Source organism: Nitratidesulfovibrio sp. D1, from assembly GCF_051133415.1.
Classification (GTDB): domain Bacteria; phylum Desulfobacterota; class Desulfovibrionia; order Desulfovibrionales; family Desulfovibrionaceae; genus Cupidesulfovibrio.
Genome location: NZ_JBPGNZ010000001.1, coordinates 420973 through 443625, shown reverse-complemented (window position 1 = coordinate 443625; position 22653 = coordinate 420973). Strand labels below are relative to the sequence as shown.

The window sequence follows — 22653 nt, the reverse complement described above, 5'->3', positions numbered from 1 at the left end:
ACGCGGCCACGGGGCCGCCCAGACAGGAAAGGATAGACAGGAAAGGATAGACAGGAAGAACGGAACAAGGGGGGGATGGACCGCGCGCCGCGCGTGCACGCCAGTGCGCGGCACGGCGCAGACCAAGGTGCAACCCAAGGCGCCAACAGGACATCCCGCATGCGCATACTCATCGTCGACGACAACCTGCCGAGCCTCCAGAGCCTCAGCCTCGTCCTGCACGACCTGGGCCACGAACCCACGCCCTTCGAAGACCCGCTGGCCGCGCTGGCCGAAGCCCGCACCACCTGGTTTCCGCTGATCATCACCGACATCCGCATGCCCGGCATGGACGGGCTGACGCTGCTCTCGCACCTCAAGGAGGATTCCTCCACCGCCGAGGCGGACGTGGTGCTCATCACCGGCCACGGCGACATGGAAACCGCCGTGGAGGCGTTGCGGCGCGGGGCCTATGACTACCTGAACAAGCCCATCAACGCCCGCGAACTGGCGGCGGTGGTGGAGCGCTGCGCGGAGCATCAGGCCCTGCTGATGGAAAACCGCGAATTGCGCGAACACCTCGACGAGGCCGTGGAACAGCGGGCCGACGCCCTGCGCCGCGAACTGGAATCGGCCCGCACCCGGCTGCGCCAGGTGACCGGCATCGGAGAGGTGGTGGCGGCCTCGTCCGTCATGTCCACGCTGCTGGACGAGACGCGGGTGTTCCACGCCGAGCCGTCCGTGCCCGTGCTCATCGAGGGCGAAACCGGCACCGGCAAGGAAGTGGTGGCCCGGCTCATCCACTACGGCGAATCGGGCAACGACGCCCCGTTCATCGCCCTGAACTGCGCGGCCATTCCCCACGAACTGTTCGAGGCGGAACTGTTCGGGCACGAGCCGGGGGCCTACACCGGCAGCCGCGCCGGGGGCGCCCCCGGCAAGCTGGAACTGGCGGGCAGCGGCACCCTGTTCCTGGACGAAGTGGCGGAAATGCCCCTGACGCTCCAGCCCAAGCTGCTGCGGGTGCTCGAAGAGCGCTGCTTCTACCGCCTGGGCGGGGTGAAGCGGCGCGAATTCCGGGCCAGGGTGATCTGCGCGGGCAACCGCGACCTTGCGGCCATGGTGGAGGCCGGGCAGTTCCGGCGCGACCTGTACCACCGGCTGCGGGTGGGGCACCTGCGCATTCCCCCGCTGCGCGAACGGCCGGAGGACATCCCCGTGCTGGCCGGGCTGTTCCTGCAACGCGAGGCGGTGCGCAAGAAGAAGCGTTTCACCGCGCTCTCGCCCGACGCCCTGCGCCTGCTGGGACGCCATCCGTGGACCGGCAACGTGCGCGAACTGGAAAACGCCGTGGAGCGCGCCGTGCTGCTGCACGACGGACCCGCGCTCACCGCCCGGCATCTGGGCTTTCTGGACGAGGACGGCGCGGGCGAGTCGCCGCTGGCCGTGCGGCGCGACGGCGACCGGCCGGGCGCGTGGCGGCTGGACCCGGACAACCTGACCCTGCCCGACGCCCCCTTCGACGTGGAGGCGCTGGTGGACGCCCTGGTGCGCAAGGCGGTGGAGCGCTTCGGCGGCAACAAGAGCCGCGCGGCGGCGCACCTGGGCATCTCGCGGTTCGCCCTGCACCGGCGGCTTGCCAAGTAGCGGGTGCGCGGACCACCGGCTCGGAAACCCCTACCTTTCGCATGGGGGATCTGGTGATATGTGCGGGAACGCCCTACTGTGCGGAATCGCGCGTGCGATTCCGCACGGTAACGGGTGGGAAAAGGGCGCACGCCCGGGCACGGAATTCTTCTGGCGTTATATTTGCGTGTATTTGTTGAGAATACGCCGCAGATAGTGTCCGCTCACATTGTGGCACGCGGATTGCTAAATCAAAGAAACGACTGCGGGACACTAGCCGTATCGGCGGTCCCCCCCCCGACCCCCGCAGTCGAACACAGGCTCTGATGTGCCGGGCCCAGGCGGATATCCCCCCCCATCCGCCCGAGGTTCCGGGGTGTTACCTCAGATCCCCCCTTTCGGAAGCCTTCTGTGCGGACATCCCCCCCGTCCCGCAGAAGGCTTTCGACTTTTCCGGCATGCGCGCGGGCGGGGGCATGGCGGTTCGCGCACCCGGCCTCAGGCCCCGCGCCCGATTCCCCCTTGCCTCGCACGGGCGGCGGCTGTAGCATCCGGCCCGAATCCTCAGGGCGGGGTGAAAGTCCCCACCGGCGGTATTCCCGCGCGGCCACGCCGCGCCGGAGAGCCCGCGAGCGCCCGCTCCGTCGTGGAGCGGGGTCAGCAGACCCGGTGAGATGCCGGGGCCGACGGTAACAGTCCGGATGAAAGAGGACGCGGTGCGCCGCACGGCCAGCCACGTGGGCATCCCACGCACTGGCGCGGCGTTTCGCGTGACGGCGGACACGCATCGTGCGCGCCGTCACGCCGCGTTTCCACACGCCCTGATTCTGGACCTCCAGCCAAGGAGATGCGCCATGAATCAGTTGTCCCCCACTTCCGTCGCGGCCGGAGCCACCGGCCCTCCCTTGTCGCCCGTCACGCCCGTGCCGCAGGCCCTGGACGCCCTGCGCGCAAGGTGCGGCCGCACCGGCAACTCCAGGGGGGTGGGCATGGTGTAGCGGACCGGCGTGCCCCGGCATCCCCGCCCCTGCGGGCCATGGCGACTGCGACGCCGGGCCCGTGAGAAGGAACCGGATGAAGAAACCGGAGAAGGGGCAGGGAAGAGGGCTTCCGCCACCGGAACGTGCCCGCCCGGCGACTGCGACGCCCGGCGGGAGCCCCGGAGGCGGGTGAAGCCCATCCGCCGGATGGCACGGCAGGATGATGAAAACGGCGCGGCGGGGGTTACCCCGCCGCGCCTTCAAGTCCTGTCCTTGCCGTTGCCGCCCTCATGCATGCCATTCGCACCATTCGTACTATCCGCGTCGTCCAGCGCAGCATCGGGCTCAGCATCGGGCTCCGCCTCGGGCGTCGCGTCGAACCAGTCGGGCAGGGTGGTGTCGTGGTAGGCGCGCAGGGTCATGTTGGCCGGGCTGGCGGCCATGTCCCCGGCCAGCCGGGCCAGGGTGGCGTTGATGAACTCGAAGGCCGTGGCCACCCGCTCCTCGCCCTCGCCCCGCGTGCGCCCGGCCAGGGCCAGCAGCACGTCGGCGATGCGCAGTCGGTCGGGCGGCGCGCCCAGCACCCAGGCCGGGGCATCCTCGCACACCCGCACCGCCATGCCCTCGCGGGCCAGGCGGTCCAGCACGTCGTCCAGCACGTGGTCCGGGGCGTCCAGCAGGGCGGCCATGCGGTGGCCGGGCACCGCGCCCGTGCCGCGCGCGAAGGCCCGGGTAAGCAGCAGCATGGCCAGCACGGCCAGCCGGTCGCGTTCCAGGCGGCTCACCCGCCCGGCACGGAGGTGCTTTTCGAAGGTGGGCGCGTTCTGCACCGCGTGGCACACCTCCACGCCGAACAGCACCACCGCCCACGAGACGTACAGCCACATCAGGAACAGCGGAACCTGCGCGAAGCTGCCGTAGATCAGCCCGTAGCTGGCGAAGCGGGCCTGCCAGACCATGTACGCGTATTCCGCGCCCTGCCAGGCCATGGCCGCCAGCAGCGCCCCGGCCATGGCCGCGCGGGGCCGCACCTTCGTGTTGGGAATGTACGAGTACAGGAACAGCAGCACCACGAAGACCATGAACAACGGCAGCAGCTTGAGCAGCAGCAGGTAGGCCTCGCCCACCGGGGCCACCTCCAGCAGCCGCCCCACCACCCTGCCGCTGCGCAGGCTGGCGCCCAGGGTGACGGCGGAGCCCATCAGCAGCGGGCAGACCAGCATCACCGAAAAGAAGTCGGTGAACTTGCGCCACGCGCTGCGGCCCTGGCGCACCTTCCAGATGGCGTTGAACGAGCGCTCGATGTTGGCCATGAGCATGCCCGTGGTCACCAGCAGGAAGGCCGCGCTCACCGCGCCCATGCGGCCCGCGCTGGTGCGCTCCACGTATTCCAGGATGCGCGCCACCGTGTCCTGGTTGCCCGCCGCCAGCCGCAGCAGGAACATCTGCGTGACCTCGGCGTTCTGCACGCCCAGCCCCTTGGTGATGGAAAACACCACGGCCAGGAAGGGCACCATGGACAGCACGAAGGTCATGGTCAGGGCGGAGGCGCGCAGCAGGCACTGGTCGTCCACGAAGCCCAGCGCCGCCAGAAAGGCCCGCCGGACCAGCCAGATCAGGCCGCGCCGGGCGGGGGGGCCTGTTTCGGCGCGTTCCTGCCACACGTCGCGGGTCACATAGCGGCGCACGCGTTTGGCGCGCTCGCGCAGGGTGGTTCCGTGCATCCGGCCTCCACGGGTTGAGGGGGGACGAGGCGGAAGGCGAGCCGGGCGGGGCCGCATCAGCCCCTTGCCATGGACCGGGACAGTTCGTACCATGGCCTCATGCAAGCGTACCAGACCGGGACCGATGCAGGCAATCACGTGCCGCGCGAGGAGCGCGCGCCCTCCCCGTCCCGCGTGGCCGCGTGGCGCGCGCTGGCGTCCGCCGCGCTGTGCGCCCTGCTGCTGACGGGGTGCAGCGGCACCCGGCAGGCAGCGCCCGAAGCCTCGGCCACTCCCCTGGCCCCCGGCGAGGTGAAGATGGACGCCGCCGGGCAGGCGGCCAGTGCCCATGCGCCCGGCTCTCCCGGTTCGTCCGGCCCGTCCAGCCCGTCCAGTTTGTCCGGTTCGCCCGCCGCCTGCTGGAGCCCCCTGCTGGGGCGGCTGGCGGCCGACGGCGTGTCCGGCGGGCGCATCGACGCGCTGTTCGCCCAACTGGGCGATGCGGTTTCGCCCGACCCCATGGGCCGCAAGGTCAAGGAACTGTACACCACCAAGTTCCTGCGCCCCGAGCCGCAACCGGTCCCCCCCGGCCAGAAACCCAAGCCTCCGCCCCCGCCCATGTACCCCGGCGTGGTCACCGAGGAGAACGCGGCCAAATGCCGCGCCTTCCTGACCGTAAACGCGCGCTGGTTCTCGCTGGCGGAATCGCGCTACGGCGTGCCGCGCGAGGTGGCCGTGTCGCTGCTGTTCGTGGAGACGCGCCTGGGCACCGCGCTGGGCAAGGGCAACGCCTTCCGCAACCTGGCCGCCATGGCCGCCGCCGACAGTCCGGACATGGTGCCCGGCTACATCGCCGCGCTGCCCGGCGCGGACGGCAACCTGGACTGGATTTCCCTGCGCATGCGCCAGAAGTCGGACTGGGCCTACCAGGAACTGAAGGCCCTCATCCGCCACGCCGACGCGCTGGGCCAGGATCCGCTGACCATGCCCGGCTCCATCTACGGCGCCGTGGGCATCTGCCAGTTCATGCCCTCCAACATCCCGGCCTACGGGGTAGACGGCGACGGCGACGGCCGGGTGGACCTGTTCTCGGTGGGCGACGCGGTGTTCAGCCTGTCCAACTACCTGGGCAGGCACGGCTGGCAGCCCGGCATGCGGCGCGACGCGCGCTACAACGTGCTGAAGCGCTACAACAACAGCGCGGCCTACGCCAACACCATCCTGGCCCTGGCGGACAAGGTGGCGGGCAAGTCCGCGCAGCCGGGCAAGTCCTCCAAGCCCGCACCGGCCAAGCCCGGTACCCCCGCTCCACAGGCCAAGCCCACACAGGCCAAGCCCGCCAAGGCCGCCGCCACGGCCTCGGCCGCGCGGTAGCCTTGCCCGGCGTGACCGTTCCCCTCCGTGCATGGCGCGCGCCGCGAACCGGCAGAGTAATAATGGTGGGCCGATTTTTCCGGGGTTAGCTTTTGGCATCGCCGCCCAGGAGGCCCGATGTCCGTCGCCCAACCCCCCGAATCCCCGCGTCACGGTCCCCCGTCTCCGCCCGCGCCCCCGGTGTCGCCGCGCGGCATGCTGCCCGCCCTGGTCCTGCCCCTGACCGCCCTGGCCCTGCAATGGGCGCTGTGGGACTACATCCGGCCCTATGCGTGGTTCCTGTTCTATCCCGCCGTATTCCTCGCCTCGTGGACGGGGGGGATGGCGGGGGGCATCGCCGCCACCCTGCTTTCGGCGGTGCTGGCGCTGTTCTTCTTCGTTTCGCCCAGCCTGTCCTTCATTGTGGACGATTCGACGAGCCTGCTCACCATGGGGATGTTCCTGGCCATGGGGATGCTGTTCAGCCTGGGCCACCAGCGGCTGCGCGACGCCGCCCACCGCGCCGCCGGGGACCTGGAGCGGCAGCGGGCCGCTCTCGCCGAGGCGGACGCGACCAGCGCGCGGCTGCGCAAGGCCAACGCCGAACTGGTGGCCCGGTGCGAGCGGGCGCATGAACTGGACGCCTTGAAGACCCGCTTCTTCGCCAACATCAGCCACGAATTGCGCACCCCCCTGACCCTGCTGCTGGGACCGCTGGAACGGCTGCTGGCCGAAACGCCGGAGGACGACGAGCGCCGCCGCGCGCTGGGCACCATGCTGCGCAACGCCCGGTTGCTGCACCTGCACGTGGACGACATGCTGGATCTTTCGCGCGTGGACGCCGGGGCCATACAACCGCGCCATGCCGAGGCGGACCTGTCCGCGTTGACGCGCGCCACCTGCGCCTGTTTCGACACCCTGGCGGCCCAGCGGGGCATGCGTTACGGGGTGCAGGCGCCCCTGCGGCTCGCGGCGCAGGTGGACACGGACAAGTACCGCCGCATCCTGCTCAACCTGCTGTCCAATGCCTTCAAGTTCACCCCGGACGGGGGCAGCGTGTCCGTGACCCTGGAACGCCAGGGCGGCGACGCGCTGCTTTCGGTGAGCGACGACGGACCCGGCGTGCCCGCGGACCTGCGCGGCGAGGTGTTCGAACGCTATCGCCAGAGCGGCGAGGGGGCGCGGGGGCTGCATGGCGGCAGCGGCCTGGGCTTGGCCATCGTCAAGGAATTCGCGGAACTGCACGGCGGCTCCGCCAGCGTGGAACAGGGGGCCGAGGGCGGGGCGCTGTTCCAGGTGCGGCTGCCCCTGGCCGCCCCGCCCGGCGTGGAGGTGGCCCCTGCGGAGCCCGCCGGGCCGGGGGGCTTCGCGGCGAATCCGGCCGATCTGACGAATCCGGCCCGTCAGGCCCGGCATCCGTCGCCGGAACCGGACGGGACGCCGGACAAGGGCGACGGACTGGTGCTGGTGGTGGAAGACAACCGCGACATGAGCGCCCACATCGTGGACATCCTGCGGCCGCACCACCCGGTGGCCGTGGCCTTCGACGGCGAGGAAGGGCTGCGCAGGGCGCTGGACCTGCGGCCCGACCTCATCGTGTGCGACGTGATGATGCCCCGCGTGGACGGGCAGCGCATGGTGGAACAGTTGCGCCGCTACCCCGGCATGGCCGACGTGCCCGTGCTGATGCTTACCGCCAAGGCCGACGACGACCTGCGGGCGCACCTGCTGCACGGCGCCGTGCAGGGGTACATCCGCAAGCCGTTCACGGCGGCCGAACTGCTGGCCAGCGTGCACGCCGAACTGCGCGACCGGGCCCGGCACAAGGCCGAACTGGACGAGAGCGAGACGCGTTTCCGCGCCACCTTCGAGCAGGCGGCCGTGGGCCTGGCTCTGGTGTCCCCGGACGGCAACTGGCTGCGCGCCAACGGCAAGCTGTGCTCCATCGTGGGCTACTCGCCCGAAGAACTGGCGGAACTGCGCTTCCAGGACATCACCCACCCGGAGCATCTCGACACCGACCTTGTCCAGATGCGCCGGGTGCTGGCCGGAGAAATCGGCAACTACACCATGGAGAAGCAGTACCTGCGCAAGGGCGGCGAGCCGGTGTGGGTGAACCTGACCGTGGCCCTGGTGCGCAAGGCCGACGGCGCGCCCGACTATTTCATCGCGGTGGTGGAGGACATCCAGCGGCGCAAGACCTACGAACGGCGTCTGGCCGAAAGCGAGGAACGCTTCCGGCAGGTGGTGGAGAACGCCCCGGAAGCCATCTTCCTGCAGAAGGAGCGCAGGTTCGCCTACGCCAACCCCGCCGCGCGCGCCCTGTTCGGGGTGGACGACCCCAAGGAGATCATGGGGCGCGGCGTGCTGGGCTTCATCCATCCCGACGACCGGGACATGGTGGCCGAGAGCATCCGCGTGCTGAACGAGGACCGGCGCAGCACGGCACAGGGGCACGTGCGCATCCTGCGCAGGGACGGGGCCATCGTGGATGCCGAAACGTCGGCCGTGCCCTTCCGGATGGGCGTGCGCGACGGCGCGCTGGTCTTCGTGCGCGATATCGGCGAGCGGTTGCGGGCGGAACGCGAGATCCGCGACATGGCCCGCTTCCCCGGCGAGAACCCCAATCCGGTCATGCGGGTGAACCCGGAACTGGTGCTGCTGCACGCCAACAAATCCAGCTCCCCCTTCCTCGAAGGCTTCGGCGCGCGGGTGGGCGCTCTCTTTCCCCCCCGGTTCGCCGGACCGGTGGCCGAGGCCCTGCGCACGTGGACCGTGCAGACGTTCGAGGCCGAATGCGGCGGACGCAGCTACGCCATGACCGTGAACCCCATCGCCGACGGAGGCTACGCCAACATCTACGGCATGGACATCACCGAACGGAAGAACGCCGAGCGCGACCTGATCCAGGCGCGCGAGACGGCGGAAACCGCCACCAGGGCCAAAAGCGCCTTCCTTGCCAACATGAGCCACGAACTGCGCACCCCCATGAACGGGGTGCTGGGCATGCTGCAACTGCTGGACGCCACCCCCCTGGACCCGGAACAGCGCGGCTACGTGCAGGTGGCCCACGCGGCGGGCAGTACCCTGACGCGCCTGCTGGGCGACCTGCTGGACCTGGCCGGGGTGGAATCGGGGCGGCTGACCATCCGCGAGGAGCCGTTCGATTTCGCGGCGCTGGCGCACGAGGTGCAGGCCGTGCTGCGGCCCGAGGCGGAGCGCAAGAACATCGTGCTGGAGGCCACGGCGGACGGCGTGCCGCCCGGCCTGCTGGGCGACCCGGTGCGCATCCGCCAGATGCTGCTGAACATCGTGGGCAACGCGGTGAAGTTCACCGACCGGGGCCACGTGCGGCTGCGGGCCCGGTACGGGACGCCGCGCGGTCCCGGCGGCAAGGGCGCGCTGACTGTCGAGGTCGAAGATACCGGCATCGGCATCCCCGAAGGCATGCTGGCCACCATCTTCGAGCCGTTCACCCAGGTGGAGGACGTGGTGTCGCGCAGGCACGGCGGGGCCGGGCTGGGGTTGTCCATCGTGCGGCGCATTGTGGCCTTGATGGACGGCGAGATATCCATATCCAGCACCGAAGGGCGGGGCACCGTCGTGACCCTGCGTCTGCCCGCCGCCGCGACGGACGGGACGCCCGCGCCTCCGGAGGCCGGAAACGGGCTGGATGCCGCGCCCGCGCGCCACGGCCGCCTGCTGCTGGCCGAGGACGACCACGTGAACCGGCTGACCGTGCTCTGGCTGCTGGACAAGATGGGCTACGAGGCGGTGGCCGTGGGGGACGGCGCGGCGGCCCTGGAAACCCTGCGGGCGGAACGCTTCGACGCGGTGCTGATGGACGTGCAGATGCCGGTCATGGACGGCCTGCGGGCCACGGCGGCCATCCGCCAGGCCACGGACCTGCCCGGCGGGCCGGGCGTCCCGGTCATCGCGCTGACCGCCTACGCCATGGAGGGCGACCGCGAACGGCTGCTGGCGGCGGGCATGGACGAGTACATCGAGAAGCCGGTGGACGTGCAGGCGCTGCGCCGGGTGCTGGCCCGGTTCGTGGGCGCGCCAAGTGTGGCGGTCGAAAAGGTCGGGCCGGCCTGATCGCAAAAGGCCGGGGAAGCCGCGCCGAACGGCCTACATGGCCCGGCGCAGACGCCGTTCCACGCGGCGCGCGGCCAGCGAGCAGGAAAAGGTCAGCACCAGGTATAGGGCCGCCACCGTGAGCCAGATCTCGAAGGTCAGGTAGGTGGCGGCCATCAGTTCCATGCCTTGGAAGGTCAGTTCGCGGATGGAGATCACCGACAGGATGGCAGAATCCTTGATGGTGGAGATGAACTGCCCGGCCAGCGGCGGGACGATGAGCCGGAAGGCCTGCGGCAGGATGACGTGGCGCAGTTGCTGCCGCCGGGTCAGCCCCGTGGAGGCCGACGCCTCCCACTGGCCGCGTCCCACGCCCTCCAGCCCGGCGCGCACGATTTCGGTGATGTACGCCCCTTCATACAGCCCAAGGACCACCACCCCGGAAAGGAACACCGGCAACTGCTCCGGCGGGGCCAGCAGCACGGCCGAGGCCCCCGCCAGCCACACCCGCGCGACCGGGGGCAGCAGGAAGGCCGCGCCATCGGCCACGGGGGCGAACAGCCCGGCCAGCAGCGGGGCGAACTGCGAACTCACGAAGAAGTGGAAGATGAACACCAGCACCAGCGGCGGCAGGTTGCGCACCCCCTCCACGTAGGTGCGCGCCACCATGCGCCGGAACAGGCGCGGGCTGGCCCGCAAGAGGCCCATGCCGGTGCCGATGCACAGGGCCAGCAGGGTGGACCACAGCCCCAGGCGCACCGTGACCAGCAGCCCTTGGGCCAGCATGCCCGGCACCCAGCCCCGTTCCGCGTCATGGCGGACCAGGTACTGCCCCACCACCCCCCAGTTCCAGGCGTAGTCCATGCGGCCGGCCCCGTTCCAGAACAGCCAAGCACCGGCGGCCAGCAGCAGGGCCAGCAGGGCCGCGTCCAGCCGCCGCGCCGCCGGAGGCGACAGGAAGTCCTCCACCGCGCCGGGTGTGCCGAACGCGTCACGCGGAGAGGGCGATCCGGGACGCCGCGCGTCCTCGTCCGCACCCTTGGGGCGCGGGGGGCGCGGGGGAAAGGCCGGGACGTTGTGCTCCGGCGGCAGGGCCGGGAACGGGCGGGGAGCCATGGATATCCTGAAGGGTTGTGGGTGCCTGCCGGGCTGGCGCGCATGCCCCGGCAATCCCGGGCGCGCCGCCCCCGGCGGGAGTCCGGCGCGCCCGGAAGCGGGACACGGGCCATGGCGCGAGGAACGCTACTTCAGTTGCGCTTCCCACTCGTTGGTTTCGAACCAGTAGTGCTTGCGCTCCTTCAGCCAGCCCTCGGCATCCACCAGGCGGATCCAGTTGTCGAACACGTTCAGGGTGTCCACGTCGCCCTTGCGCACGGCAAAACCCACCGGTTCGCTGGTGAAGGTGCCGGGCACGGGCAGGAACAGCTTGTCCGGGTTCTTCAGCGCTTCGAAGGCGGGCAGCGGCGCGCTGGAAACCATGGCGTGGGCGCGGCCGGACAGCACTTCCTGGATGGCCGGGGCCTCGTCGTCGAACAGGCGCAGGGTGGCCTTGGGCAGGCGCTTTTTGGCTGCCGCCGCGGCGGTGCTGCCGGTGCGCGCGGCGATGGTCACCTCGGGCTTGTCGAAGTCGTCCAGGCTGGTGAAGCCCCTGGCCGTGGCGCGGCTGGCCATCAGGGCCATACCCGCGTAATCGTAGGGGATGGTGAAATTCACCTTCAGATTGCGGTCGGGCTTCACGCTCATGCCGCCGATGATCACGTCGAACTTGCCGGTGAGCAGGGCGGGGATGATGCCCGACCACTTGGTGGGCACGAATTCCACCTTCACGCCCAGGTCTTCGGCCAGGCGGGTGGCCACGTCCACCTCGAAGCCGATGAACTTGCCGGTCTTGTCCTGCATGGCCCACGGCACGAAGGTGGAAAAGCCCACGCGCAGCACGCCGCGTTGCAGAACGTCGGCGATGACGCTTTCCTCGGACAGTTTCTGGCGCACGGACGCGTCGGCCGCGCGCGCGGGGGCGTGCGGCGCCAGCAGCACCGCAAGCGCCAGCAGGGCGGCCAGCAGCAGGGCCGGGCCATGGAGACGGGTGGGGGGAGTGGTCGTGTGCATGGGTGTGCCTCCGTTGCGTGTTGCCGCCGGTGGCGGCGCGGGGATGCCGCCGGGCGGCGGAGTGGCCGCGTCCGGCCAGTGGCTGTCCGGACGCGTCAGAATTCGTAGCGCAGGCGGCGTTCCAGCAACTGCGCCAGGGCCGAAAGGGCCAGCGTGAGGGCAAGGTACATGCCCGCCACGAGAAACCAGACCTCGAACACCAGGAACGTGTCGGCGGCCACCGCCTGGGCCTGCATGGCCAGATCGTGCAGGGCGATGGTGCTGACCAGGGACGAATCCTTGACCAGGGACACCAGTTGCCCGGTCAGGGGCGGCAGGGCGGTGCGGGCCGCCTGGGGCAGCACCACCTCCATATAGGTTCCGGGCACGTCCATGCCAAGGCTGCGCGAGGCTTCCCACTGCCCCGTGGGCACGGACAGGATGCCCGCGCGCAGGATTTCGGCGATGTACGCCCCCTCGAACAGCGAAAGGGCCAACACCCCGGCCGCGAAGCGGCCCATGCCCAGCACCGGGGCCAGCACGAAGTAGACCACGAACAACTGGATGAGCAGCGGGGTGTTGCGCACCGTCTCCACGTAGCCCACGGCCAGCGCGCGGCCCACGCGCGAGCCGGACTGGCGCAGCAGCGCGGCCAGCAGGCCCGCCAGCAGCGCCAGGGCCAGGCTTGCCGCCACCACCTGCAACGTCACGCCAAGGCCGTCCAGCAGCGGCCCGGCGCGCAGCCCGCCGTCGGACGTCACCGTGAACAGGTGCCGCCACAGCCGATGCCACTGCCAGTCGTAGCCCGATGCGGCGGTGCCGCGCAGGGTGATCCACACCAGCGCTCCCATGACGCAGCAGTATTGGGCCACGTCGCGGGCCACGCGCAGCAGGGCGCGCCCAGTGGAGGGGACAGGTGGCGTGGCTGGCGGAGAGCCGGGCGCGGTGCGGTGCGCCGCAACGGGGAGCGGGGCCGGGCGGTCCCGGCCGTGTCGGGAATTTTCCATTCTGTGGCGCAGCATACGCCGCAACACGTCCCCTGCCAAGGTGTACGGCGCGGACGGAATGGGCGCGGGCGTGAAAAAGGGCGGGACAGGTTGCCCTGTCCCGCCCGTTCATGCGGTGTCTGCGCGGCCTTGGCGGCCCCTGGGAACAGACGCTACTTGTTCAGCTTCACTTCCTGCGGGAACACCGGCAGGTAGCGGTACGACAGGCTGAGGATCAGGGCCGCGTAGGCCATGATCATGGCGCTGGCGCCCCATTCCGCCCAGTTGGGGGCGTAGGTTTCCCAGCTGTCGAAGGGCATCACCGGCGCGGCCAGGGCCTGCACGGTCATGACGTAGCGGTTGATGGTCACGCCGATGCAGTCAAGGATGGCCGCGGTGTAGAACAGCGTGCGGTTGTTGCGCAGCGAGGGCGTGATCAGGATGATGGCGGGCAGCACGCCGCAGGCGAACAGTTCCGCCCACAGCAGCCACTTGCCGTAGATCCAGCCGTAGAACAGCTGGTCGAAGGTCAGGCCGGAGCGGGGCAGGATGTCGTTGGCCCAGGCCCAGGTGTCGGCCAGCTTGAAGACCATGTACACGGTCAGCATGGTGCCGGCGATCTTGCCCATCAGGCTCTTGATCTCCCAGGTGACCAGCCGCTTGCCGGACATCTTTTCCATGATGGTGCACACGAGCACGGTGAACACCGGCCCGGAGCCCACGGCGGAGAGGACGTACAGGAAGAACGTCCAGGGCCAGATGAAGAAGCCGTCGCGCGCGATATACGGGCGGGCGAAGAGCACGCCGTACATGCCGCCCAGCGACCCCTGGTGGAACGTGGACAGGAAGGCGCCGATGCCCGCGAACAGCGGCATCATCAGGTGGAAGTTGTGGGCGATGGCGTGCACCAGCTTGTTGCGGTTCAGCTGCTTTTGCTCGAGGATCAGCGGCACGTACTCGATGATCAGCACGAGGCAGTAGCAGGTGATGCAGAAGATCACTTCCGTCAGCATGGAGTGCACGTTGGCGTGCCAGTAGCCGAACCAGGCGCGCAGCGGCTGGCCGATGTCGAGCACCAGGACGAGCATGGCGCCCGAGTAGCACAGGAAGCCCACGATGACCGTGAGGTTGATGATGTTCTTCAGCGGGTCGATGTTCAGGATGTAGCGCAGAAGGCCCGTGAAGAACGCGCCCGCGCCCAGGGCGATGACCGCGAGGTCGAAGGTGATCCACAGCCCGAACCCGAAGTAGTCGTCGAGGCCCGTGACGCCGAGGCCCTCGGACAGCACGCGGAAGGCGGCGTACAGACCCCATCCGAACACGGCCATGACGGCCGCGATCCAGACGAGGAACTTGGACAGCGAGCAGCGCGTGCAGCCTTCGGGGAACAGCGCCGCGTCGATGGGAAGGTCGTAGTTCTTATCCATGGCCGCCCCCTACCCTTTGACCTTTTCGTTTTCGAGATAGTTGTCGCCAAGACGGCGCACCCACTCGCGGCGGCTGACGTAGTAGACCTGGGGGTCGGTGCCCAGGCGTTCCAGCAGCCGGAAGGCGTACTTGCTCTTCACGAGTTCGTGCACCTTGTGCGCGGGGTTGTTCACGTCGCCGAACACGATGGCCCCGTTGGGGCAGGCCTCGGTGCACGAGGTGATGTAGTCGCCGTCGTTGAGGGCGTTGGGATCACGGCCCTCCACGCGGGCCTTGTCCTTGGCCTGCATGAAGCGATGGTGGCAGAACGAGCACTTTTCCACCACGCCGCGCGGACGCACCGACACGTCGGGGGTCAGGGTCTTGTCCATGCCTTCGGGCCAGATCGGATCGAACCAGTTGAAGTACCGGGCATGGTAGGGACACGAGGCCATGCAGTACCGGCAGCCGATGCACCGGGGGTAGATCTGGCTGACGATGCCGCCTTCCTCGTTCTTTTCGGTGGCGATGACCGGGCACACCGACACGCACGAGGGCTTGCCGCACTGCATGCAGGGGCGGGGCAGGTAGGCCACTTCATGCTCGGGGAAGGGCTTGCCGTTGGTCAGTTCGTATACGACCAGCCAGTTCAGCGACTTCAGCTTGTTGCTGGCGTCCGGCTGGGGGGCGATGTTGTTCTCGGCCTGGCAGGCGACCATGCACGCGCCGCAACCCGTACATTTGTCCAGGTCGATGGCCATTCCCCACTTGATCTTGAATTCCTTGAATGAGGACATGACGTACGTTCCTTATGCTTTGGCGATGTTTACGCCGGCGCTGGTCCAGACCGAAAGGCCCGTGCCGGGTTCCGCACCAGCTGCGAGCAGGCGCATGACGTTTTCGCCCTTGCCCTTGCTGAACTCGTCGAAGGCGGTGTGCCCGTGCCCGGCAGGCACGGCGACCGTGTCGTTCATGACGCCTTCGAACACGTTCACCCGCACCGTGAACTTGCCGGCGGGGTTGGAGAGCTCGATGCGGTCGTGCTTCCGCAGGCCCAGCTTGGCGGCCGTGGCCCCGTTCATCATCACGTAGAGTTCCTTGCCCTGGATTTCCCAGCGCCGGACGGTCTTGGTGTTGAAGGGCGGGGTGGCGGTCATGCTGGTGCCCACGTTCAGCTTGGCGACCGGGGCGAGGGCGACGGGGAAGGCCGGGGCCTTCACGTCGATGGCCTTGGAGAGTACGTCGGGGCGCAGCGCGATGCCGTTGACCGGCAACACCGCGCCGCTCACGTGCGCGTTGGTGGCCGAAGGCTCGGTGAAGCTCGCGCCGCGGGCTTCGGCCTTGGCTTTCAGGGCATCCGCGAAGGCGGCCACGCCAAGGTCGGCGCCCAGCTTCTTGGCGATGCCGATGACCACGTCGCCGGCGGGGCGGGCGTCCACCAGGGGGGCCAGCGCGGGCACGGCAAGGGCGTAGACCACCTGGCCGCAGCCGTAGGGGGTGTCCACGTCGTCGAAGCGTTCGAGGCCCATGGGCACCGGCAGCACGAGGTCGCAGGCCATGGCCGTTTCATCAAGGAAGCTGGTGAAGGCCACCTTGAAGGGCACCTTGGCCAGCGTGGCCTTGACGGCGTCGGCCTGGGGCAGCGCGTAGACGGGGTTGGCCTCGTAGAAGACCACCGCCTGCGGGGCCGCGGCCTTGCCGGAGGCCACCTTGCCGAGCCACGCCACCAGGTCGTTCTGCAGCAGGGCCTTGCGGTCCATGGCGGCAGGCACCACCTTGCGGGCGTGGGGCAGGGCGCGGATGCCGCCTTCGCGGTTCATGGAGCCCAGCAGCGAGTTCAGGGCAAGGCCGGCCAGCACGGGAGCCGCGCCGCCGCCCTGTCCGAACTCGGACCCGGCGATGACCAGCGGCCGCTTGGCCTTGGCCAGTTCCTGGGCCACGGCGGCAAGACGCTTGGCGTCCACGCCGGTCTGCGCCGCCACCTGTTCGGGGGTGAACCTGGCGGCCAGGGCCCTGAACTCGGCGAAGTCGGCGGCGGGGCTGGCAGCGCCCGCCTTGATCAGCAGGTTGGCAAGACCCAGCGCCAGCACCGCTTCGGTGCCGGGGCGGATGGCCAGCCACACGTCGGCGGTGGAGGCGGTGTTGTTCTGCACCGGACCCGCATAGGCGAAACGCACGGCCGGGGCTTCGCCATGGGGGCGGCCCACCCGGAAGGCGTGGCGGTTGCGGATGACCGGGCCCCAGGTTTCGAGCACGTTGGCGCCGATGGCGAGCACGTAGTCGCTCTTCTCGATGTCGTAGCCCACCTGGCCTTCGCCGCCCATCAGTTCCCACGCCTTGGCGGCGGGCTGGGCCTCGCCGGGCATCAGGAAGCAGGACTTCGAACCCATCTCGGCGGCCAGCGCCGTGAACAGTTCGTTGATGGTGCCGGTTTCGTCGCCGGAGACGACGGCGAGCCTGTCGCCGCCCTTGGCCTTCTTCAGGCCTTCCACCAGCATGGTTTCGGCCTCTTCCCAGGTGATGCCCACGTACGCGCCGTCGGCGGTGCGCTTGAGCGGGCGCTTCATGCGGGAGGGGCTGTACAGCAGTTGCACTTCCGCCGCGGCGATGGACGAAAGCCCGCCGCCGAGGGGGTGATCGTTGTTGGTCAGCACGCGCACCGGGCGGCCGTCCACCAGCCGCACCCGCACGCCCACACCGGACGGGCACAGCTTGCTGACGGTGGGCACGTACGAATTGGCGCCGTCGATGTTGCGCGGAATCCACGACCAGTTCTGCGACCAGATGGACACGTCGTCCAGGCTTTTCCAGACGACGGGGGTGGCGAGAATGCCCGCGGTGGCGCCGCCGATGAACTTCAGGAAACCTCTTCTGTCCAGAGCCATAGCACCACCCCTTTACTTGTGGCAGACGAAGCAGGCATTGCTGGAACTCGTCACGCCGTAGTGGTTCTCATTGGCGTGACAGCGTTCGCATTGCCACATCTTCATGGTTTGCTTGCTGTAACCGGTCAGCTTGTTCTCGTAGAGGGTCGGAGCGCTGTCGGAGTTGGCCACGTCGGGGTGGCACTGCGCGCACAGTTCCGATTCCTTGAAGTCGTGACACTGGTTGCAGCCGTCAAGGGAATGGGCGGCATGGCTGAAGAAGACGTTGTCGGGCTGGATCTGGTAGACCAGCCACTTAACTTCCTTGCCGGTTTTCACGTACTCGTTGACGAAGCGGGCTTCCTCGGGGTCGGAACCCATGACGTCGGAATGGCAGTCGGCACAGCTGGCCGTGGAGGGCAGACCCGCGAAGGTCCCGTCCTCACGCAGCACATGACACTGCTTGCATTCCATGCCCGCGTCTTCCATGTGCACCTTGTGGCTGAAGCGTATCGGTTGTTCCTTCTTGCTGTACAGCATGTCCGGAAAGACCCACCAGCCAAAGATGAGCGACACGACCAGACCCACGAGAAACGGAGTGATGCCGCCGCCGCAGCACTTCCCGCCATCCGTCGCGCAGCCTGAACTGTTTAACTGCCTGTCCTCCATACCCTTCGCCTCATTAGCTGATTTGAGAGATGAATAACGAATGCCCACACTTGCCACGACAACCTTACTAGGCGACAGTTTGAAAGCCTGTCAAGGTGAAATATTTCACGAATCCGCTTCCATTTCGCGCAACTAGGTGAAATCGCAAAGCGGCTGAGCGGCCGTTCAGCCCTCCTTGCGGCGTCCGTACACGTCGTCGAAGCGGACGATGTCGTCTTCGCCCAGATACGGACCGCTTTGGATTTCAATGAGTTCGAGGGGAATGCGTCCCGGGTTGGTCAACCGGTGAAGGGTGGCTTTCGGAATATCCACCCATTCATTCTCGGTCAGGGTGCGTTCCTCGTTGCCAACCTGCACAAGCGCGGCGCCTTTGGCCACCACCCAGTGCTCGCTGCGGTGATGGTGCATCTGCAACGACAGGCGCGCGCCGGGGTTCACCTCGATGCGCTTGACCTTGCGGCCGGGGCCCTCGTCGAGCACCGTGTAGTTGCCCCAGGGGCGGCGCACGGTAAGGTGCACGTCCACCAGCGGGCTCTTTTCGGCCTTCAGTTTTTCCACCACGTCCTTCACCCGCTGTACCTGGTCCTTGGCGCAGATCAGGGTGGCGTCGCGGGTCTGCACAGCGATGACGCCGGAAAGCCCGATGGCCACCAGCTTGCCCCCGCGTGAGAGCAGCAGGCAGTCGTCGCAGTCCAGGGCCATGGTGTCGCCCTGGACCACGCAGCCGCGCTCGTCCTTGGCGCCCAGGCGGTACAGCGCCTCCCAACTGCCCAGGTCGTCCCAGCCGAAGTCGGCCTCCACCACGGCGATGCGGTCCACGTGCTCCATGATCCCGTAGTCTATGGATATGGACGGCAGGGTGGCGTAGCCGTGGGTTAGCGGTATGCCGGGGGTCAGCGAGGTATCCTTGCGGGTGGCCCACCACGCGGCCAGTTTCGGCTGGAAGCGTTCCACGGCGGAAAGCAGTACCGCGCCGTTGAACACGAACATGCCGCTGTTCCAGAAATGCATGCCCTCGCGCAGGAAGGCGCGCGCGGTTTCGAGGTCGGGCTTTTCCACGAACCCGTCAACGGAATAGGTGGGGGCAAACGCGGGGGCTGGGGAGGGGGCCTGCGTGGAACCCGGCAGGGGTTCGCCCCGGCGGATGTAGCCGTAGCCCGTCTCGGGCGTGGTGGGCGGCACCCCGAAGGTGACCGACCAGCCTTCGGCGGCCAGGTCGGCCCCGCGCGTGACGGCGGCGCGCCAGCGCGCCTCGTCGTGCAGCAGATGATCGGAGGGGAACACCGCCAGCAGGGGGGCGTGGCCGTCGTGGCCCGCGTCCGCGCCGCCCATGGCCGCGTCCAGCCCCAGCAGGATGGCGGGCAGGGTGTTGCGGCCCACGGGTTCGGCCAGCACCTGGGTGTCCAGCCGTTCGTCCAGGGCGCGGGCCTGGGCGCGCACCTCGAACATGTGCTCCTCGTTGGTCACGATGTGCACCCGCTCGGGCGGGAACAGCGAGAGCACGCGGCGCACGGTCTGCTGGAGCAAGGAGAGGTCGCCGCTCAGGGCCAGCAGTTGCTTGGGGAACAGCGCGCGCGAAAGGGGCCACAGCCGGGTGCCGGAGCCGCCCGCCAGGATGATGGCGTGGCAGCGGCCGAGGGCGGCAGGGGAATCCGCCGGTGCATGGGCGACCGTGGCGGTGAGGTTGGCGGGGGATATGGTCATGCGGCGGCCTTACGCCTGGGGGGCGGGTTCGAAGGTGAAGGGCGAATCGAAGTCGCGCAGCCGGGGCAGGCGGCGGTCTTTATCGGACAAAATGGGCGGGATGTCCGGCCAGGGGATGGCCAGGTCGGGGTCGTCCCAGGCGATGCCCCCTTCGATTTCCGGGGCGTAGTAGGCATCGACCTTGTACTGGAACTCGGTGCCGGGCTCCAGGGTCATGTATCCGTGGGCGAAACCGCGCGGCACGAACAGCCGCGCGAAGTTGCGTTCGCTCAGTTCGCAGCCGTACCATTTGCCGTAGGTGGGCGAGCCCGCCCGCAGGTCCACGGCCACGTCGTACACCGCGCCGCGCGTGGCCCAGACCAGCTTGGCCTGGGCAGCGGGGGGCAACTGGAAGTGCAGCCCGCGCAGCACGCCGGGCTGTTCTGACCGGGCGTGGTTGTCCTGCACGAATCCGGCGGCAACGCCCAGGCGGTCGAACAGTTCGCGGCGGTAGGTTTCGAGAAAGAAGCCGCGCTCGTCCCTGAACACGCGGGGTTCGAGCCGAAGCAGGCCGGGAATGCCGGTTTCGATGATCTGCACATGGCCTCCGGTGCCGGTGAATGTGGAATCCCCCAAGCGCTTACCCGATTGGGGGGCTTTTTTGAAGCCCCCACATGCGCCCCCGGCGTTTGCCCCGCGCGGCCTGCGCGGCACCCGCCCCCTGTTGCGCGGCGATTCCGCGGCGGACGCGGATTGCCAAAACCGTTGCTCATGCCCGCGGAATTGGGATACAGAAACGCAATTGTGGCGAACTTCGCAGTATGTGTCCTACCTATGGATATGCCATGAGCGAGCGAGAGACGGCGTGGAAGGCGCCCGAACAGGGGATGGGGATGGTGTTCGAGGATGCCGGGACGGCGCGCGAGGCCGCGCTGGAAGCGGAGATCGGGAAGTTGCGGGCGGAACGCGACGCCGCGCTTGCGGCCGAGCGCACGCTGCGTGACATCCTGATCTCGATTCCCGACCTGCTGACAGTGCACGACCGGGCGGAACAGGTGGTGTTCAGCAACTGGCAGGGCGACAACGTGCGCTGGGAGACGCAGGGTGGCGACCAGCACGGCAGGAGTTGCTTCGGTTGCTACTTCCGGGGCGAGAAAAACTGCGATGCCTGCCAGATAGCGGAGGTGTTCGACACCGGCCGCCAGAAGGTCATCGAGCTGTACAATCCCGATTCGCGCACCTTCCGGTCCATCACCGTGTTCCCGGTGCGCAACGCCGCCGGACAGGTGGCCATGGTGGCGGAATACGTGCGCGACGTGACCGAAACCCGCCGCATGGAGCGCGAACTGCGCGTGGCCAAGGAGGCCGCGGAGGCGGCGGACAAGGCCAAGAGCGAGTTTCTGGCCTCCATGAGCCACGAGATACGCACTCCCATGAACGGCGTGCTCGGCATGCTGGACCTTGCGCTGGACACTCCGTTGGACGAGGAGCAGCGCGAATACCTGGAGGCGGCGCAGAATTCCGCCGAATCGCTGCTGGCGCTCATCAACGACATCCTCGACTTCTCCAAGATAGAGGCGGGGATGGTGGAACTGGACAGCCAGGTGTTCCGCCTGCGCAAGCGCCTGTCCACCCTGCACACCATGTTCGTGCACCGGGCGGAGGAAAAGGGCCTGGGCTTCGCCTTCCTGGTGCCGGAAGATGTGCCCGACGGCCTGGTGGGCGACCCCATGCGCCTGCGCCAGGTGCTGGTGAACCTGCTGGACAACGCCCTGAAGTTCACCGAGCAGGGCCGCGTCTCCCTTGCCGTGCGCATGGTGGAGTCCACGCCCGAATCGGCGATGCTGGAATTTTCCGTCACCGATTCCGGCCCCGGCATTCTGGAGAAGCACCGTGAACACATTTTCGAGCGGTTCGTGCAGGCCGACGGTTCGCTGTCGCGCCGCCACAAGGGCACGGGCCTTGGACTGGCCATCTGCAAGCGGCTGTCGCTGCTCATGGGCGGGGACATCCGCGTGGAGAGCGCGCCGGGGCAGGGTAGCACCTTTCACTTCACGGCCCGCTTCGACACGGCCCGCCTGGAAGGCGAAGAGGCCGCCCGCACGCCGGTGCAGACGCCCGAGCCGGAGTGCCGGGCGCGCATCCTGGTGGCCGAGGATCATCCCATGAACCTGATGTTCATCGAAAAATTTCTGCAAAAGCAGGGGTATGAGGTGCAGTCCGTGACGGACGGCAGCGAAGTGGTGCCCGCGTTGCGCAGGCAGGAATTCGACCTGGTGCTGATGGACATCGCCATGCCGGTCATGGACGGCATGGAGGCCACGCGCATGGTGCGCAAGGCGCAGGGCATGGCCACCAACAGCAACGTGCCCATCATCGCCATGACCGCCCACGCCATGAAGGGCGACCGCGAACAGTTTCTGGCGGCGGGCATGGACGACTACATCGGCAAGCCCATCAATTCCGACAACCTGCGTAGCCTGCTGCTGAAGCACATTCAGAAGTGCCGCCGGGGCGGGGTGGCAGGCGCGGGCAACGGGGCCTTGAACGGTGCCGGGTAGCGTGGCCGGGCGCGCCATGCCGTTGCTGACCCAGCGCGGGCAGCGTCCCGCGCGTGGTGTGAACCGGAGTGGGGAACGCCCGGTGCCTGCGCCACGCCGCCGGGCGCAACGGGTGGCCGCGTGAAGACCTTTCTGCTGTATTTCGCCACGGCCATCGCGGAGATTGCCGGGTGCTACCTTGCGTACCTGTGGCTGAAGGGCGGCAAGACGGCGTGGCTGCTGGCCCCGGCCGCCGCAAGCCTTGCGGTGTTCGCGTGGCTGCTGACCATGCACGAGACGGCGGCCGGGCGCGTGTACGCGGCATACGGCGGCGTGTACATCGGCGTCGCCATCGGCTGGCTGTGGCTGGTGGACGGCGTGCGCCCCACGCACTGGGACGTGGCCGGGGTGCTGGTGGCCCTGGCGGGCATGGGCATCATCATGTTCCAGCCGCGCTGACGGGCACGTGTCGCTATGCAGCCGGTCCTGCTTCATCTTGACCGCCACCCACGGTCAGGGCATAACCGCCCGGCGAGGCAGAGCAGTGGCGTATCGTTTCTGGTACGGCCTGCCCGTCACCACACGCGGAAGGGTGGCAGAGTCCGGTTTATTGCGGCGGTCTTGAAAACCGTTGTGGGGGGAACCCCACCGGGGGTTCGAATCCCTCCCCTTCCGCCATTTCAGTCCGCTTCCGAGCG

16 protein-coding genes, 1 tRNA gene and 1 riboswitch are annotated in these 22653 nt (G+C 68.7%); of the genes, 7 read left to right on the top strand and 10 right to left on the bottom strand.

The features are described from left to right. Positions 1-159 precede the first annotated feature (159 nt). Together ACR4XJ_RS01860 and ACR4XJ_RS01855 are read left to right on the top strand one after the other, a co-directional pair. Positions 160-1626 (top strand): sigma-54-dependent transcriptional regulator, encoded by a 1467-nt coding sequence (locus ACR4XJ_RS01860; RefSeq protein WP_434753608.1) that lies wholly within the window; start codon positions 160-162, stop codon positions 1624-1626. A gap of 535 nt (positions 1627-2161) precedes the next feature. Then, positions 2162-2322, top strand: a riboswitch (FMN riboswitch). 137 nt (positions 2323-2459) lie between these two features. Continuing rightward, complete coding sequence (locus ACR4XJ_RS01855; RefSeq protein WP_434753607.1) at positions 2460-2603, top strand: hypothetical protein; 144 nt, start codon at positions 2460-2462, stop codon at positions 2601-2603. A gap of 242 nt (positions 2604-2845) precedes the next feature. Here the strand turns inward: ACR4XJ_RS01855 and ACR4XJ_RS01850 are convergent, their stop codons facing one another. Beyond that, positions 2846-4309: a YihY/virulence factor BrkB family protein gene (locus ACR4XJ_RS01850; protein ID WP_434753606.1), complete on the bottom strand. Its 1464-nt coding sequence runs from the start codon at positions 4307-4309 to the stop codon at positions 2846-2848. A gap of 99 nt (positions 4310-4408) precedes the next feature. Here ACR4XJ_RS01850 and ACR4XJ_RS01845 point away from each other — a divergent pair, with 99 nt between their 5' ends. Both ACR4XJ_RS01845 and ACR4XJ_RS01840 read left to right on the top strand, forming a co-directional pair. Further along, the gene (locus ACR4XJ_RS01845; protein WP_434753605.1) at positions 4409-5662 is read left to right on the top strand and encodes a lytic murein transglycosylase; all 1254 of its coding nucleotides are present in this window, start codon (positions 4409-4411) and stop codon (positions 5660-5662) included. 117 nt (positions 5663-5779) lie between these two features. Then, positions 5780-9739 carry an ATP-binding protein gene (locus ACR4XJ_RS01840; protein WP_434753604.1) on the top strand — a complete coding sequence of 1320 codons (3960 nt, stop codon included), beginning with the start codon at positions 5780-5782 and terminating at the stop codon, positions 9737-9739. A gap of 33 nt (positions 9740-9772) precedes the next feature. On the opposite strand, the gene ACR4XJ_RS01835 is transcribed toward ACR4XJ_RS01840, so the two are convergent. From ACR4XJ_RS01835 to rfbC, 9 genes are all read right to left on the bottom strand, one after another. Continuing rightward, positions 9773-10834, bottom strand: coding sequence for an amino acid ABC transporter permease (locus ACR4XJ_RS01835; protein ID WP_434753603.1), 1062 nt, complete (start codon positions 10832-10834; stop codon positions 9773-9775). A 126-nt stretch (positions 10835-10960) separates the two neighbouring features. Then, entirely contained in the window at positions 10961-11827 is an 867-nt protein-coding gene (locus tag ACR4XJ_RS01830; protein WP_434753602.1) for a transporter substrate-binding domain-containing protein, read from the bottom strand. 95 nt (positions 11828-11922) lie between these two features. After that, positions 11923-12828 (bottom strand): amino acid ABC transporter permease, encoded by a 906-nt coding sequence (locus ACR4XJ_RS01825; RefSeq protein ID WP_434753601.1) that lies wholly within the window; start codon positions 12826-12828, stop codon positions 11923-11925. Positions 12829-12965: 137 nt separating this feature from the next. Continuing rightward, a complete protein-coding gene (qrcD, locus tag ACR4XJ_RS01820) occupies positions 12966-14219 on the bottom strand; it encodes a menaquinone reductase integral membrane subunit QrcD (protein WP_434753600.1) in 1254 nt (417 codons plus the stop codon). 9 nt (positions 14220-14228) lie between these two features. Beyond that, on the bottom strand, positions 14229-14996 hold the full coding sequence (qrcC, locus tag ACR4XJ_RS01815) for a menaquinone reductase iron-sulfur cluster-binding subunit QrcC (RefSeq protein WP_333505792.1): 768 nt from the start codon (positions 14994-14996) through the stop codon (positions 14229-14231). A gap of 12 nt (positions 14997-15008) precedes the next feature. Further along, the gene (gene qrcB, locus ACR4XJ_RS01810) at positions 15009-17084 is read right to left on the bottom strand and encodes a menaquinone reductase molybdopterin-binding-like subunit QrcB (RefSeq protein WP_434753599.1); all 2076 of its coding nucleotides are present in this window, start codon (positions 17082-17084) and stop codon (positions 15009-15011) included. A 12-nt stretch (positions 17085-17096) separates the two neighbouring features. After that, positions 17097-17732, bottom strand: coding sequence for a menaquinone reductase multiheme cytochrome c subunit QrcA (qrcA, locus tag ACR4XJ_RS01805; RefSeq protein ID WP_333505790.1), 636 nt, complete (start codon positions 17730-17732; stop codon positions 17097-17099). A 165-nt stretch (positions 17733-17897) separates the two neighbouring features. Beyond that, the gene (locus ACR4XJ_RS01800) at positions 17898-19436 is read right to left on the bottom strand and encodes a mannose-1-phosphate guanylyltransferase/mannose-6-phosphate isomerase (RefSeq protein ID WP_434753598.1); all 1539 of its coding nucleotides are present in this window, start codon (positions 19434-19436) and stop codon (positions 17898-17900) included. 9 nt (positions 19437-19445) lie between these two features. After that, positions 19446-20015 carry a dTDP-4-dehydrorhamnose 3,5-epimerase gene (rfbC, locus tag ACR4XJ_RS01795; protein WP_434753597.1) on the bottom strand — a complete coding sequence of 190 codons (570 nt, stop codon included), beginning with the start codon at positions 20013-20015 and terminating at the stop codon, positions 19446-19448. A gap of 245 nt (positions 20016-20260) precedes the next feature. Here rfbC and ACR4XJ_RS01790 point away from each other — a divergent pair, with 245 nt between their 5' ends. The 3 genes from ACR4XJ_RS01790 to ACR4XJ_RS01780 all read left to right on the top strand — a co-directional run bounded on the left by ACR4XJ_RS01790 (position 20261) and on the right by ACR4XJ_RS01780 (position 22633). Beyond that, a complete protein-coding gene (locus ACR4XJ_RS01790; RefSeq protein ID WP_434753596.1) occupies positions 20261-21976 on the top strand; it encodes an ATP-binding protein in 1716 nt (571 codons plus the stop codon). Positions 21977-22096: 120 nt separating this feature from the next. After that, the gene (locus tag ACR4XJ_RS01785) at positions 22097-22414 is read left to right on the top strand and encodes a YnfA family protein (RefSeq protein WP_434753595.1); all 318 of its coding nucleotides are present in this window, start codon (positions 22097-22099) and stop codon (positions 22412-22414) included. A 127-nt stretch (positions 22415-22541) separates the two neighbouring features. Beyond that, positions 22542-22633: transfer RNA gene (locus ACR4XJ_RS01780), tRNA-Ser, on the top strand. The last annotated feature ends 20 nt before the right edge of the window (positions 22634-22653 follow it).